Below are 14,220 nucleotides of genomic sequence, written 5' to 3'. Positions count from 1 at the left end.
TTAAGATAACTGCTCTAAAAAAATAGCAAACTAAGAAAATTTCTCCTTTGCTACTTTTGCCGTGAACAACTATGTTAAAAAAAGTCAATTATCTGCGATCGCTATCCTGTTTCCTCGCTATAATCCTCTGGAGTAGTTCCCTAGGGATTAACCCTAGCCTCGCAGTCAATGATAATTGTCAACTGTCCGAATCGGAAATCAAACAACAAGAAAATCTGCGTCAAACTTCCCCCCAAGAATATAACATTTTATTGCAGAAATATGCTGAACAATTGCGCTTTTGCCGTTCCCGACACTGGTTACAGGAACAGGCAATCTGGTTACGTCTCTACTCCTGTGATACCCGTCCCGGATCGATAGAAAGTATCCTCGATCGCATCGTGGCCAAAGGTTATAATACAGTTTATCTGGAAGTTTTTGCCGATGGTCAAGTCCTATTACCTCCTAACAATAATCCCACCGTTTGGGATAGCGTGATTAAAAATCCCGGTGCGGGAAATGTGGATTTATTAGCACAGGCGATCGAACAGGGACATAAACGCGGTTTAAAGGTTTATGCTTGGTTATTTAGCCTCAATTTTGGCTATGCTTATAGCTTAAAACCCGAGCGACAGGAGGTGTTAGCACGCAATGGTAAAGGACAGGATAGCACCTCTTTTGTCGATGATCGATCCCAAACTTTTGTCGATCCCTACAGCAATCAAGCGCGACAGGATTATTTAATTCTCCTAGAAGCCATTTTACAACGTCGTCCCGATGGAGTTTTATTTGATTATATTCGCTATCCCAGAGGAACAGGAGTCGATTCCGTGGCTGATAATGTCCAAGATTTATGGATTTTTAGTCCGGCATCCCGACAAGCTTTAATTAATCGAGGATTGAATAATAAGGGCAAATTTTTAATCGATCGCTATCTGACTCGCGGCCAAATTTCCCCCCATGATATCGTCGAAGCCGATCGCCTTTATCCCCAAGAAACCGCCCCTCTTTGGCAGGGTAGAATCCCCTTAGAAGAGGAGATGAAACAATCAGTTAAAAGTCGTTTTGATCGCCTCAAATTAGAACTTTGGTTCCTAGCGGTTGCCCATGCTGCCCAGGGTGTAATTGATTATATTAGTTATTTTTCTGCCCTAGTGGAACGTCAGGGAATTCCCGCCGGGGCAGTGTTTTTTCCTGATGGAAATCGTCTTGTGGGTAATCAAGGTTTTGATTCCCGTTTACAAGCTTGGGATAGTTTTCCCGCTTCCCTAGAATGGCATCCCATGTCCTACGCTAATTGTAACGATACCACCTGTGTGGTTAATCAGATCAAAAGAGTAGTGGCAAGCAGGGGAAATCAAACTGCTGTGATCCCGGCTTTAGCGGGTTTATGGGGACAACCCTATAACAATCGTCCCTCCTTAGAAGTGCAAATGGAAGCGATTCGCCTAGCCTTTCCCACCATAGATAGTATCAGTCATTTTGCTTTTTCTTGGCAAGAACCACAATTCGATCGAGCCAGAAGATTTTGTCATAAGTAACCGCATTTATACCTCCACTTTCACTTCCTCTGTCTCTGTTTTTTCCTGTGTTGGGGGGACTATCAAAGGCGGCAGTTCCGGTTCGGCGGTGTTGAGAGTTGGTGTAATATCGACGTAGTTAATCACCGCCCCTAAAATTTTCACTTCCGCTTCTATTAACTGGTCAGTTGCCTCACTCAAGAGACTAGAACGAGTTATCGCCTGGCGCGTTACCAGAATAATCCCGTCCGCTAGTTCTTCTAAGAGCAGCGCATCATTACAGCTAGACAGAGAAGGAGTATCGACAATCACCAGATCGAAACGGCCGCGAGAATCTTTGAGAATTAATTGTAATTCGCTCGATTCAATGATGGCTGCCGCTTGTTTTTGCGGACCGGGACTAGGCAAAATGGAAAGGTTTTCTATATTTGGGGCCAGCCGGATCGATTTACTTTTTGCCCCGTAGTAAAGTAGGGGTTCTCGGAAAGAATTGGGATCGGGAGTGACTCCGATTTCTTCGGCCTTAGAGGGACTTCTCAGATCTCCTTCGACTAACAGAGTCCGTCGGCCCGCTAAAGATGCTGCAATCGCCAGATTATAGGCAGTGGCGGTTTTCCCCTCTCCGCCAGTAATGCTGGTGACAACAACCACTTTCACCGTTTCGCCGCCGCCCACAAGTCGCAGGGTACTGCGTAAACGTTCGTAGTAGGGGAGATAATTGGCATTAGCATCGGCGAGAATCGGCTCGATTTCCTCGCCCTCTAAATTCCGGACAATGGGCAATTGTCCTAAGAGTAGTATATCCCGACTAACCAAAGCTTCCCGCAATTCTTGGGGACTGTGCAGGCGATCATCGATCACTGCTAACAGGAGAATCGTACCCAATCCGGCTAAAGTTCCCAAACCAGCACCCACCAAGAGAATCAAGGTACGATTCTTGCGGTTAAACACCTGTTCGATCGGTTGAGCAACTGGCGTTTGGGCGACGGTGAGACTACCCACGGTTTCCGCTTCTGCAGCCTGAGCATCCACCAGAGCATTGAGAATATTCTCGTAGATACCCCGTTGAAAGGCGACGGCTTGGGTTAAACGAGCTTGCTGTAGCTGTTTATCGGGGAATTTCTCGTATTGGGAGCGTAATTGCTGTTCCTGAGTCACTAAGGATTCTAATTGTTTCATTAAACCCTCGCGCTGGGTTTGCAGGGTGACTAATTGAGCCGCTAGTTGTTGACGGGTGGCATCGAGATTACTTTGCTGACGGATGCGACTGCTGGGAAGATCGGTCAGGATGCCATCTTTTCCGATCACCTCGGCGGCTCTTTTTTGTAAGAGAGATTCGTTAACTTCCTGTTGTTTGCGTAATTTAACTACGGTGGGATGTTCGGGACGTAAATCCTTCTGTAGTCGCTCCAATTGGGTTTCCGTGTCCAAGATCTGCGCTCGGATACTGGCAATAATCGGGTCGGCACTAAGGGCCGAGGAGGTGTAAGCTTGATCGGGGGTTAAATCGAGTTGTTCACTCAGACTATTAATCTGTCCTTGAATGCCTTGCAGTTCTAGGCGAATTTCTCGCTGTTGCTGTTGACTACTGGTGATAGCGGTGAATAAACTCCCATCTTGAATCGCCAATAAATCTGAACCCTGGGTACTAATGTAGCGATAAAACTTTTCTTCGGCTCTGGTTAAATCTTTTTGGACTTCGTTAAGTCGGACACTGAGAGCTTCTATGCGGGCCCGTAACTGGGAAGTATTCAGCCAGCGACTGTATTCCACCATTTCCTTCATCAAGGTTTCGAGAATTAACTCCGCCTTGGCCTGGGAGTCGGCCGTTAACTCTAAAAGTATCTCTTGGGGTTGGTCGGTTCCTGTAGACCGATTGGTATTATTTTTTTGTCCCTCCGCTTCACCGGGGAAGGTGATTTTCAAATCTCGATCGCGAATTTCAACGATCTGTTCCTGATTAAATTGCAATTTTTTGGCGGCACTGACCAATACCCGGGGAGACAGCAGTAAATCGCGGTCAATAGCCCGCCCTTGTTCTTGCAGTTGGCTTCCTGTACTGGTAAAAGCTGGCGGCGGCACCCGGTAGGCCAATTGTCCCACCGCCCGATAAAAGGTGGGGGGTTTCTCAGGATCGGGTAGGAGAGCAAAGATCACAGAACCACCTAAACAGACGAGGAAGACGAATATTCCCACAAATTTGTTCTGATCTAGCGAGATGAGAAATCGTTTAACAATTGGTAGAGCCATAGCTTTTTAATGTATTCCCAGATTCTTTACATTTTAGCGGTCAAGAGTGATTCTCGCCCTTGAAATCCTAGCTTATGAAGTTGTGTTAAGGAGTGAAGGGAGCAAGTTGCCCCTCAATTATTGGAAGTTATTGAATTGATTGCCAAAGTCGAGAATTGTATTGGTAAAACTGGAAATATCCCGGATGGGTTGGGTAATAATATTAAAAGCGGCGAAAATCTCCCCTAATAGGGTGCGGGTGACGATAATTACGTCCTGATCTTCTAAGGGGACATTTTGGGAGATATCTCCCCTAACTGCCGCTATCGGACTCAAAGTTTGACTAACAATTCCCCCTTTGGCACTATCAAAACGGAGCAGGGACACTTCATTGACATTAATCCGCAGGCGATCGGAAACCGGTAAACTAGCCACTACATCAAGGAAGCTACTGCCATTAGGAATCGAAACATTTCTCAGGGAAATTCCTGAAGGAATTGAGGGAGCTAAAACCCTGACGGTGATATTCTGCTGGGCGAGGGTGGTTCTAGCCACCAGTGTGCGATTATATCCCGTCTCTTGGCCGACTTCTAACTTGGAAACAATCACGGCATCGCCCCCTTGCAGACGCAGATCTGGCAAGCGTTCCCCTTTAATTAAGGGAGTATAAAGGTCAAGTTTCTCCTCTAACACTGTACCATCGACTAAAACCCGACGGACAAGGATCGAACGCAGATCGGCTCTGGGAGTGCCACCCCCCGCCGCCAAAATTACCTGTGCTAGGGAAGTATTAGGAGCAATACTATAAAACCCCGGCCGCTGTACCTCTCCCAGAATGGTTAACTGGACGGGCCGGGCAGTGGTTAAAACCGCAATCACTTCCGGTTCCTCCCGCAGGTATTTTCTCCCCAATTCGAGGCGGATCTTAGTTTGCACTTCGTCTAAAGTCAAGCCCAGCACCGGAATACGCCCTAAAATCGGCACCAGAAAATTCCCATCGGGATCCACTGGCCCTGTGGAATTAAATTCGGGAAAATCGGGAACCGAGACAGTAATTTGATCGCCGATATCGAGTCGATAGGTCTGAATTTGTCGGGATTGGGGATTATTGGGAGAGTAAACCGGAGGACTGTAGCCAGCGGGGGGAATCGTGTTTTCAGGAAAGGTGGGATTAGGGGGTTGGGGGGGCAAAAATTCCAACCCGGCTCCTGGTTGAGTCTGGGGTATGGACAAAGGACCCTGGGCCTTGAGTCTCTCGGAGTGAATTACCCATAATAACCCTGTCAGACTCAACCCTGATAAGGCTATGGCCCCGGTTCTGAATAAACTAACTGGCAAAAACTTGTTGAGCATTGGTGGAATCATACAGATATATCAATTTATTTTCTGAGAGTTATCTAGTGGGAGAGGAACAAAGAAGCTATTAAGGACTAGAAAAGTGCCTTGAGCTAGTTTTTTTTAAACAGATAGTTGGGAGCAGAAAAACTACTTTTCTTTTTTGGTCTCAGGCAGAGAAGTTAATTGACTTAAGACATTTTGTTCTAAGTTACTTTGAACTTCCTTGGCGAGATTGAGAGCAAAGGGGGTGAGAGTTTGCAGTTCTTTGGTCGGGTCTAAGGGAATCATCAAGGAAACGGCTATCCAGGGTACTCTCTGTCTTTTTAATTGCGCCCATTGGTCAAGCCAATACCAAACAGAGGGATCGTAATGACCACCACCTAGCCAAGCATACCATTGCACCACGGCAAAGGTGTTTTTTGTCCAGGCACGATAGAATCGAGCCGTGGCCTTTCCTCCCGACTGGGTGGGGATTAATAGCTCGGTTGTTTCCCCCTGATTCCAACGACTAATCGAAGTGATATCCGACCATTCTAATCCCGGTTGATTTTTATAGTAAACCTGTGGCTTTAAAAGCACGGTGATCCTCTTGCCTTCAGGAGTTTCCACCACTTGTACCGACCATTTTCCCTCACCGATTTCACCTTGGATCTGGTCGATGGTTTTCAGGTCAGAGAACTTGATTCCCGATTCTTGTAGGGCCAGCATTTTCTGCATATTACTGATTCTCGGTTGATCCACCCAAGACCACTGGCCAGAAATTAAATTGGGCAAGATACCCCCTAAAATCAATAGCAGCAGCAGGCACAACAGCACTAAATAATTACCCGGGAGCTTTTTTTTGACTTTATCTAACACTAAAGTTACCTCGGCTGGAATTTTTTGACTAATCATCCTGGTTACCTTCCTCTTGAGCCGGGGACTGTTTCTTGACCGCCTCGCGATACTGCATGATTTGGAAGACCAAAAGGATCAGTAATAACATAAAGACCGAGTACAAATCACCCCCCCAGCTATCGTGGAGTAATTTAAAGTTTGCCTCTTGTCCTGTGCCGTGAAACCAAGCTAAAAGCGCGTTACGAACGATATTAGCCCCGACACTAATTCCAAAGGCACTGAGGAGCATAAAGCGGGTTTTACGACCGTTTTCGATGGTATCAGTCCAATGGAGCAGCAGGAGGGTGACGTAAAGACTGGTGAATAACATTTTCAGCCCCGCACAGTAGGGAGCGACTTCCACCATCCTACCTTCTACCGCTACATAGATACCGTCAACGGAGACATCTAAGCCTGCTTGCTGGAGAATAAAACCAGCGCAAGCGGCAATAAAAACCTGTAGGGGTAGGGTATAGGGAGCAATCAGGTAGGGGATGGGATTAGGAGTCGCTAAGGCTGTTAAAAGTATGGGAAATCCCTGTAATTTAAAACCTTCCGTTCCTTTTAACCAGAGACAGATTCCCGCTAACATAATCGGGAAAGACATACTAACCCAAAGAGAGGAACCGAGGAGATAAAAAATCGCTCCTAGGGTTAACAAAAAGGCTCCGAGGGGATGGGAGCGATCTTCGAGGCGTTGCCATTTTTTGCGATTCTGCCAGACAATATAGGCGGCGTAGGGAAGGCCAATCAAGCCGTGGCTAAAGTATTCGTGTTCGATGCCGATCGATTTATTCAGCCAACCATCGTACCAGTGAAAGATCACCGGACCATAGATAACCGCCAAGAAACCGATCATCAGCCAAGATTGCCGATTTTTGTGGGAGACGGGGGATAGGGAAGGACTAATACCCATAGGACGGAGCGATTTAGTGACAAATTCTGAATTTATGTTACCCGATGATCGCAGTAATCTGTTCAACAACCATTTCAATTTGCTCCTCGCTGATGCCGGGGTACATGGGGAGAGAGACAATTTCTTCACAGAGAATCTCTGCATGAGGAAAGTCTCCCTGTTGATAACCGAGGTAGCGATAGGCCGGTTGCAGATGACAAGGAATCGGATAATGAATGCCGGTTTGAATGCCGACGGCAGTTAATTGTTCTTGTAGTTGTTGGCGCTCAACGGGACAATGGGGGAGAATGCGAATAACGTAGAGATGATAGACATGACCGGTCTCGGTTTCGTCTCGTACGGGTAAAATGCCTTGATCGGCTAAAGGAGCCAAAAGCCTGTCGTATTGTCTTGCCGCTCGATGACGGGAGCGATTCCAGCTTTCCAGATGGGGTAATTTAATGTTTAAAATGGCGGCTTGTATGCTATCCAAACGGCTATTAGTGCCGATATCGGTGTGGAAATACTTGCTCGGTGCGCCATAATTTCTTAAACTGCGGGCTTTTTGGCTAATTTCGGGATCATTGCTCACTAACATTCCGCCATTGCCAAAAGCACCCAAATTTTTACTGGGATAAAAACTAAACCCCGCCGCCACACCGACACTGCCGGCGCGATAACCTTCTCTACTGGCTAAATGGGCCTGGGCCGCATCTTCAAAGATAATCAGATTATAGCTGCGGGCAAAATCCTGTAATTGTTGGGGTGATACCATCTGTCCGTACAGGTGTACGGGGAGAATGGCGCGGGTGTTGGGGGTAATTCTTTGGGCAGCCGCCGCGAGGTCAATTAAGGCCGTATCGAGGTGACAATCAACTAAAACTGGTTTGGCCCCCGCTTGAATAACACCCATGAGGGTAGCGACAAAGGTATTAGCGGGGACTAGCACTTCATCCCCGGCACCGATGCCGTAAGCTTGTAAAGCCAGGGCAAGAGCAGCAGTGCCAGAAGCTACTCCCACAGCATACTCGACTCCGCAAGCTTGGGCAAAGGCGGTTTCAAATTCGGCTAAAGCTTGGCCTAAAACAAAATCTCCCCGGTCGGTAACTGTTTGGATTGCCTCGGTAATTTTTGCTTGTAGGGGCTGATTTTGCCAAGTTAAATCGACAAAGGGAACTTTGATTAAATGGGAATTCATCTAGTGCTTGTTTATGGAGACATTATTAATTGTCAAGAGACTAGCATAGATTTGAGCAACTTGGCTAGATTAGTAGGCTCTCTTGTCCTTTCTGTCTTCTTCTCCGTGTCCTTTGTGCCTCTGTGGTTTATCCTTAATCCTGCAATTGGGTTTTTAAAGTTAGATTGGGAGTTAATCCTACTATTAAAAACGGATTTGGTCTAATCTGCGATCGCCGAAAAGATCGTGATTAATCATGGTATTTGTCCGATAGAACTGGTGATTATGAGTGATTTTCCCGCTTTAACGGCGTTAATTCTGGCTGGTGGGCAAAGTTCCAGGATGGGAGAAGATAAAGCTTTGTTATCTTTTCAGGGTGTCTCTTTTCTAGAGAATACTTGTTTAATTGCCCAAGATTGTGCAGTACAAGTGTCTGTGATTACGCCTTGGCCGGAACGTTATGAACTGATCATTCCCCCATGCTGCCGGATAATTAGGGAACCTCTCCCCACTGGGGGGCCTTTATTGGCCTTTGCCTTGGCATTAACTTTTGTATCAAGCGATTGGGTTTTATTGCTCGCTTGCGATTTACCTTTATTAACCTCCTCAATTATGCAAGAATGGTCAAGATTATTAGCCACTGTACCAGAAAATGCCATCGCTTTGGTTCCCCGCCGCGGCTCTCGTTGGGAGCCTCTCTGTGGTTTCTATCATCGTCGTTGTTTAGAATCTTTGCAGACTTATATTCAGCAAGGGGGAACTTCTTTTCAAAAATGGTTAAATGTCTCCGTGGTGGAGGAATTAATCATCGATAATTCCGAGATTTTATTTAACTGTAATACCCCGGAAGATTTAGAGATAATAATAAACTCCCCAGATGTTGACAGTAAGAAACCCTAGCACAAAAGGGACTAAAAGTAAAGAGATCGGCCAAGGAATGTTGGATAAATGGCGATAACCATAGTAGAGCATTCCGGTTAGATAACCGCCGGTTACACCGATAATTGCGCCGACAATATCGCCATTTATGGATAAATAGGAAGTGAGCAAAATGACGAGGGAAAAGGGCAAAATTATCAAGCCACCTAAAAATATATCGCCGGTGAGACTACCATATTTATTACTTAATTTTCTGCCTAACCAACTAGATAAAGTCAGAATAATAAAAGGAAATACTGCCCAGCCTAATAACAGCAAAAAATCAGATTTAACTGTCCAGTTTTGCCAAGTAAAAGCGATGAAAAAACTGCTGATGATTGCTGCAAATACACCCGTAGCCAAAGCCTGATTACGGTTAAGCTTTAAAAAAGCCTCTGCTAGACCGGTCTTGGGTTTGAGCAAAGATGAGCCAGAGATTTTCAGCAAATTAAAAACAATAAAAAGAGTTTTTGACCACTTGATCGATTGCCGTTGTCGATAACTTTTATGAGGGTCTCTTAATTTATTTGCAATGGCATGATAGCGGCGAAAATTTCCCTGTTGCTTGAATTTCTTGGCCGCTATTTGGAAATCTTTTCGTGCTGCCGGCAGTTCCGAGAGTTCCTCTAGAGCCAATCCTCTTTGATAATAGAATTGGGGGTTATCTGGGTCAATGGCGATTGCTTTTCTATAAGCTTCTAGGGAGGATTGGGTGTAACCGAGTCGTTGACGGGATAAACCGAGGTAATAGTAAGCTTGGGAACAATCGGGTTTTAACTGCAAAACTTGGCGACAATCGCTTAAAACTTGCCGATCCTGCTGATTATGGTAGTAAACTTCCGCCCGTTGCAGATAGGCCTGCCAAAATTGCGGATTAATTGCGATCGCTTGCTGGTAAAATGCGATCGCTAGTTGATAATTTTTCTCTTGAGCGTAGTGCCATCCCTGTTGATAAAAATCCTCGGCACTGGGGTTAAAAGTGGGTATTTCTGGGGATAAACTGCGATCATACTCTTTTCTTTTCTCTTTATCGCTCAAAACCCGATAAGCTTGTTCAATTTCCCGAAATTTTGTCACTGCCTCTGGATCATTGGGATTATAATCGGGGTGATATTGCCGGGCCAGACGACGAAAAGCGGCTTTTATCTGATTATTACTGGCATGACGGGGAATTTGCAGGATTTCATAGTAATTTTTCATACTTGAATGCGGGGGGAATTTTCAACTACTGAAAATTGTTGCCAATGGCTCGCCGAAACGACTATCATTGTCAATTAAATAGCTTTTATTGAGAGTTGATCGCTTATGTCTGCCTACACTGCTTCCTCCCTGAAAGCGGAACTCAACGCGCGGGGGTGGCGCTTAACTCCCCAGCGAGAGAAAATTCTGCACGTTTTCCAGAATTTACCGAAAGGCAATCATCTCAGCGCCGAAGAATTGCAGGAATTGCTGGACAAAAGGGGGGAAGGAATTAGTTTATCGACAATTTACCGCAGTGTTAAACTGATGTCGCGGATGGGAATTTTGCGGGAGTTGGAATTGGCCGAGGGTCATAAACACTACGAACTCAATCAACCCTATCCCCACCACCATCATCATTTGGTCTGTATTCAGTGCAATAAAACCATTGAATTTAACAATGATTCCATTCTCAAACACAGTCTCAAACAGTGTGAGAAAGAGGGTTTTCAGTTAATTGACTGTCAGTTAACGGTGATGGCCATCTGTCCGGAAGCTTTGCGGATGGGTTGGCCGTCGGGAATACCGAGTAATTGGGGTTGTACGCGTTCGCTGGTGGATACTCGTTTCCAAAACTGCGAGATTCCCGAATCAAAGGAACCGGAACTGGAAAACTAGGCATCTAAGCGGACATTCCCAACTGAAAACCGAGAGCTTTTTTCTGCATTAATTGGAAAATATTATAAAAGCCGTTGGCGCGGGAAGGAGTAAGGCTGACTTTTAAACCAGTTTCTTCGATAAAATCCGGGGTGACTTGCAGGATTTCCGTGGGAGTCAGTCCATTGAAACCCTCGATTAACAAAGCAACTAAACCCTTGACTAATTGCGCGTCGGAATCCCCTTTGTACCAAACCTGGCCATTTTCGAGGTCGGCAGTGATATAAACTTGGGATACACAGCCATGAACTTTATTAGCGGGTATTTTGGCAGATTCTGGTATTGGTTCTAGTTTTTTAGCAAAAGCTAGTAATTGTTCGTATTTTTGCTTAGGATCGGTACGACGTTTGAGGCGTTCGACGATGCGATCGAGATTAGACGGGAGCATATTGCGAGTTAAAATAAGAAAAAATTAGCCAATAGCTTTTTTATATTAGCATTCTCGCGGAAGTTGAGCGCTGTGGTTATCGGTGCCAGGACTGCCTTGGTCAGAGGGTCTGGAGGCTATCTGCTAGAATTGGCATCAATCAAACGCCACGCTTGCAGGAGCTATGGATAAACGCCGTACCAAAAATATAAAATCTCCTTACAATCCTAGGCAATATCGGACTGCCGTTTCAATTTCTTGCATTTTTTCTTCGGATAGTTTCCCAACTGGTGCCGAGGGGAAGCGATTTTTATCAATTGAACGAATTTGAAAACCAAGAAAGACTGTTTCTAAAGGAAGCCCACTTTCATCAGTCGAAACGCGAACATTAGTCGGATAATCTTGGCGAATATTTTCTCCTTTCGTCCCCACCACTACCATCACCACTAAGGGTAACTGATTGATCACATCAATAGATAATACTAAAACTGGTCTAGTTCCTGCTTGCTCTTTTCCTTGAATCGGGTTAAGATTAACGAAATAAATTTCACCTCTTGCGATAGTCATTTTCTACAAACCGTCCATTTCAGAGACCATAAACTCCTGATTAATGGTAGCGATTTCTCCTAAAATATCCTGATCATCTGCCATTATTTGCAATTGCTCTTCATCAATTAATTGAGTTTCTATTGTCAATTTTACTTTAGTATTCGGCTTAAGATTAAAGGTTTCAGTAGGATAAAAAGCTTCTCCATTGAAAATAGCAGTAATTTGATTCATCATTTCTGTACCAACATAAATCAAGCTTCTCTTACTTGATGATACCAAATAAAGTATCGAAAACCTCCGCTTCGAGAGAGGAAACCCTCGCCTCCTCTCCCTTGTAGGTATTACTTCCGCGCTTTGCGGACGGCACCCCCTAGCATTAATCCGCCCAAGGTGATAAAACCGAGAAGGCTAGAGGGTTCCGGGGTGGCTGCGGGGGGAGCGGTGGGAACCGCCAGCACCGAAGAGATACCGTACACCGGGAGGAAATTATTGGACGGCTCGGCACCGGTATTGACCCACCGAAAATCCACGACCAGTACATTAGTACCGAGAACGAAGCCTACGAATCCACGGACAGACACCGCCCCTAGGGAACCTAATTGAGAACCAGGGCTCGTCCCGTCCTGAAGAGTCCCAGTCCAGACAGCAGTCCCGGGAGTCCCAGCAATTGATGTACCGGATTCCGTGACATTAATGGGATATCCGATAAAGCCATCCCACAAGTCCGTGTAAGACGTGGCAACCAGCGCCCCATCCAAACGATAGATCGGGCGCGAGGTATCCGTTGCTTGAGTCTGAGTATTGACTCGTGCATTCACAGCGCTCGTCGAAGCGATCGCCGTCCAGCTAATCGATAATGGGTTAAATCCCGCCGCAGTCAACGCCGTATTGAGAACAGAAGAGCCACGCGCCGCATTCTGAACGAAAGTATTGTAATCCGCGATATCGCTCGAAGTCGCATCTCTGGTTCCACTGGTAACAAATACCAAGCGATACTCAGACCCTGGTGGAAGGGAAGGGAGAAGGATTGCCGCTTCTGCAACGCCAGAGATGCCTAGAGTCGCAAGGGCAACTCCTGATAGGATGCCGATAATGGGTAGTTTCACGTAAAATTGTTGTAAGGATTATGTAAGTTTTGGAACAAAATCAAAAATTCCAAGTAAACCTTACCCCCCCCCGCACATTTGTCAAGTCTTTTACACAATTCTTAATATTCCTTTCCGTTTTGCTCTCTCGCTTTCGTCCGGCTTCTCGACGGAATCGCTAAAATGATGAGGGGTGTTTTAGAGGTAAGTCTATGAGTGAACCGGTAACTCTTGAGGATATTTACCAGCTATTCCGCGCTTCCGCCGAGGAATATGATCGCCGGGCTGCCGAATCCAAGGCGGAATATGATCGCCATAGAGTCCAAATAGAGAACCTCCTCGCCGAATCTAAACTAGAAAGCGATCGCTCGATGGCAGAACTGAAACGGACGGTTGAACGAACCAGCAAAGCGGTAGATAGTCTCACCACTCGCTGGGGTCGATTTGTGGAAGAATTGGTAGAACCGGCGGTTTTACGGCTTTTTCAGGAAAAAGGTATCGATATTAAAGAAGTTTATCCCCGCGCTAGAGTCAAGCGTCAGGGCATCGCCATGGAAATTGATATCCTAGCGGTAGATGATACCGATCTCGTGGTGGTGGAATGTAAATCTAGATTATCTAAAGATGATGTGGATGAATTTATTGAAAAATTGACTCGTTTTAAAATCGCTTTTCCCCATTATAAAAACTATCGAGCTTACGGTGCGGTGGCGGGAATTGAAATCAACGAGGGGATCGATCGATACGCTTATAAAAAAGGTCTATTTGTGATTAAACCCTCTGGGGATACGGTGGCCATTATTAATGATGCCGACTTTCAACCGAATACTTGGTAATTTCCCTAGTCAAAACAATCGCTATGGTTAACCTTTCCTACACAAAAATCGCCTTCTTCCCAGTATCGGGAAATCGTTATTTAACCGCAGAGGAAAGGGCGAGGGCAGCTGCGGCGCTCGCCCAGCAAGAACGTTTAGCCAAAGAGGAAGCGGAACAAAAAGCCCAACGACTAGCGGAAAGACTAAGATCACTGGGTATCAACCCCGATGAAATGTAAGGGTGGGTTCCAGGCAATTTTAGGGGATTAATCGCGTAATAATTCCGGTTCGGTTAATTCGTCGGTCATTTCCATCAGGGCCCGTTGGACGGGTTTAATCATCGGGTCATCGATATTTTCTACGGTATCGTAGCGGACGCGTTTGGCCCGTCTAGCGACTTGCACGACGATCGAGTAACGATTGCTGGCCGCATTCATCAGTTTATCGGTGAGATAAATCATCTCGGAGGAGTCGAATTTAAACCGTTTGGACATAGTTATATTTAGCCTTCTCTGGTGAATTTGGCACTTGTCACTGATAATAGGTTAGTGATAAGTTTTATTACTCAGTCCACCT

General features: G+C 45.8%; 16 protein-coding genes. 5 read left to right on the top strand and 11 right to left on the bottom strand.

What is annotated here, in order from left to right; genetic code table 11:
* Positions 1-71: 71 nt before the first annotated feature.
* Positions 72-1,520, top strand: a complete 1,449-nt coding sequence (locus MAE_RS16095) for a family 10 glycosylhydrolase (protein WP_012266523.1) — start codon at positions 72-74, stop codon at positions 1,518-1,520.
* A gap of 6 nt (positions 1,521-1,526) precedes the next feature.
* Here the strand turns inward: MAE_RS16095 and MAE_RS16090 are convergent, their stop codons facing one another.
* The 5 genes from MAE_RS16090 to MAE_RS16070 form a co-directional block, all read right to left on the bottom strand.
* Positions 1,527-3,749, bottom strand: a complete 2,223-nt coding sequence (locus MAE_RS16090; protein WP_012266522.1) for a GumC family protein — start codon at positions 3,747-3,749, stop codon at positions 1,527-1,529.
* A 117-nt stretch (positions 3,750-3,866) separates the two neighbouring features.
* Entirely contained in the window at positions 3,867-5,081 is a 1,215-nt protein-coding gene (locus MAE_RS16085; RefSeq protein ID WP_012266521.1) for a polysaccharide biosynthesis/export family protein, read from the bottom strand.
* A 132-nt stretch (positions 5,082-5,213) separates the two neighbouring features.
* Positions 5,214-5,960, bottom strand: a complete 747-nt coding sequence (locus tag MAE_RS16080; RefSeq protein WP_012266520.1) for a cyanoexosortase B system-associated protein — start codon at positions 5,958-5,960, stop codon at positions 5,214-5,216.
* The gene (gene crtB / locus MAE_RS16075) at positions 5,953-6,858 is read right to left on the bottom strand and encodes a cyanoexosortase B (protein ID WP_002796928.1); all 906 of its coding nucleotides are present in this window, start codon (positions 6,856-6,858) and stop codon (positions 5,953-5,955) included. The genes MAE_RS16080 and crtB overlap by 8 nt, the downstream gene beginning before the upstream one ends.
* A 37-nt stretch (positions 6,859-6,895) precedes the next feature.
* Positions 6,896-8,035 (bottom strand): DegT/DnrJ/EryC1/StrS family aminotransferase, encoded by a 1,140-nt coding sequence (locus tag MAE_RS16070; protein ID WP_012266518.1) that lies wholly within the window; start codon positions 8,033-8,035, stop codon positions 6,896-6,898.
* Between the two features lie 264 nt (positions 8,036-8,299).
* Here MAE_RS16070 and MAE_RS16060 point away from each other — a divergent pair, with 264 nt between their 5' ends.
* A complete protein-coding gene (locus MAE_RS16060; RefSeq protein ID WP_041804160.1) occupies positions 8,300-8,914 on the top strand; it encodes a molybdenum cofactor guanylyltransferase in 615 nt (204 codons plus the stop codon).
* Here MAE_RS16060 and MAE_RS16055 read toward each other — a convergent pair.
* Positions 8,867-10,132 carry a DnaJ domain-containing protein gene (locus tag MAE_RS16055; protein ID WP_012266515.1) on the bottom strand — a complete coding sequence of 422 codons (1,266 nt, stop codon included), beginning with the start codon at positions 10,130-10,132 and terminating at the stop codon, positions 8,867-8,869. The genes MAE_RS16060 and MAE_RS16055 overlap by 48 nt on opposite strands.
* Positions 10,133-10,237: 105 nt before the next feature.
* Between MAE_RS16055 and MAE_RS16050 the strand changes: the two genes are divergently transcribed.
* Positions 10,238-10,789 (top strand): transcriptional repressor, encoded by a 552-nt coding sequence (locus MAE_RS16050; protein ID WP_012266514.1) that lies wholly within the window; start codon positions 10,238-10,240, stop codon positions 10,787-10,789.
* 4 nt (positions 10,790-10,793) lie between these two features.
* On the opposite strand, the gene MAE_RS16045 is transcribed toward MAE_RS16050, so the two are convergent.
* The 4 genes from MAE_RS16045 to MAE_RS36140 all read right to left on the bottom strand — a co-directional run bounded on the left by MAE_RS16045 (position 10,794) and on the right by MAE_RS36140 (position 12,274).
* Positions 10,794-11,216 (bottom strand): SufE family protein, encoded by a 423-nt coding sequence (locus tag MAE_RS16045; protein WP_002761229.1) that lies wholly within the window; start codon positions 11,214-11,216, stop codon positions 10,794-10,796.
* A gap of 198 nt (positions 11,217-11,414) precedes the next feature.
* On the bottom strand, positions 11,415-11,762 hold the full coding sequence (locus tag MAE_RS16040; protein ID WP_002790184.1) for a type II toxin-antitoxin system PemK/MazF family toxin: 348 nt from the start codon (positions 11,760-11,762) through the stop codon (positions 11,415-11,417).
* 3 nt (positions 11,763-11,765) lie between these two features.
* Positions 11,766-11,978, bottom strand: a complete 213-nt coding sequence (locus MAE_RS16035) for a hypothetical protein (protein WP_012266513.1) — start codon at positions 11,976-11,978, stop codon at positions 11,766-11,768.
* Between the two features lie 107 nt (positions 11,979-12,085).
* Positions 12,086-12,274: a PEP-CTERM sorting domain-containing protein gene (locus tag MAE_RS36140; RefSeq protein WP_331447277.1), complete on the bottom strand. Its 189-nt coding sequence runs from the start codon at positions 12,272-12,274 to the stop codon at positions 12,086-12,088.
* Positions 12,275-13,041: 767 nt separating this feature from the next.
* Between MAE_RS36140 and MAE_RS16025 the strand changes: the two genes are divergently transcribed.
* Together MAE_RS16025 and MAE_RS16020 are read left to right on the top strand one after the other, a co-directional pair.
* Positions 13,042-13,665: a YraN family protein gene (locus MAE_RS16025; protein ID WP_012266511.1), complete on the top strand. Its 624-nt coding sequence runs from the start codon at positions 13,042-13,044 to the stop codon at positions 13,663-13,665.
* Between the two features lie 23 nt (positions 13,666-13,688).
* On the top strand, positions 13,689-13,883 hold the full coding sequence (locus MAE_RS16020; RefSeq protein WP_012266510.1) for a hypothetical protein: 195 nt from the start codon (positions 13,689-13,691) through the stop codon (positions 13,881-13,883).
* A 27-nt stretch (positions 13,884-13,910) separates the two neighbouring features.
* On the opposite strand, the gene MAE_RS16015 is transcribed toward MAE_RS16020, so the two are convergent.
* Positions 13,911-14,138 carry a DNA-directed RNA polymerase subunit omega gene (locus MAE_RS16015; protein ID WP_002761217.1) on the bottom strand — a complete coding sequence of 76 codons (228 nt, stop codon included), beginning with the start codon at positions 14,136-14,138 and terminating at the stop codon, positions 13,911-13,913.
* Positions 14,139-14,220 lie beyond the last annotated feature (82 nt).

Origin of the sequence: Microcystis aeruginosa NIES-843, assembly GCF_000010625.1 — a bacterium.
Taxonomy (GTDB): Bacteria; Cyanobacteriota; Cyanobacteriia; order Cyanobacteriales; family Microcystaceae; genus Microcystis; species Microcystis aeruginosa.
This window is presented reverse-complemented; position numbering and strand designations above follow the sequence as displayed.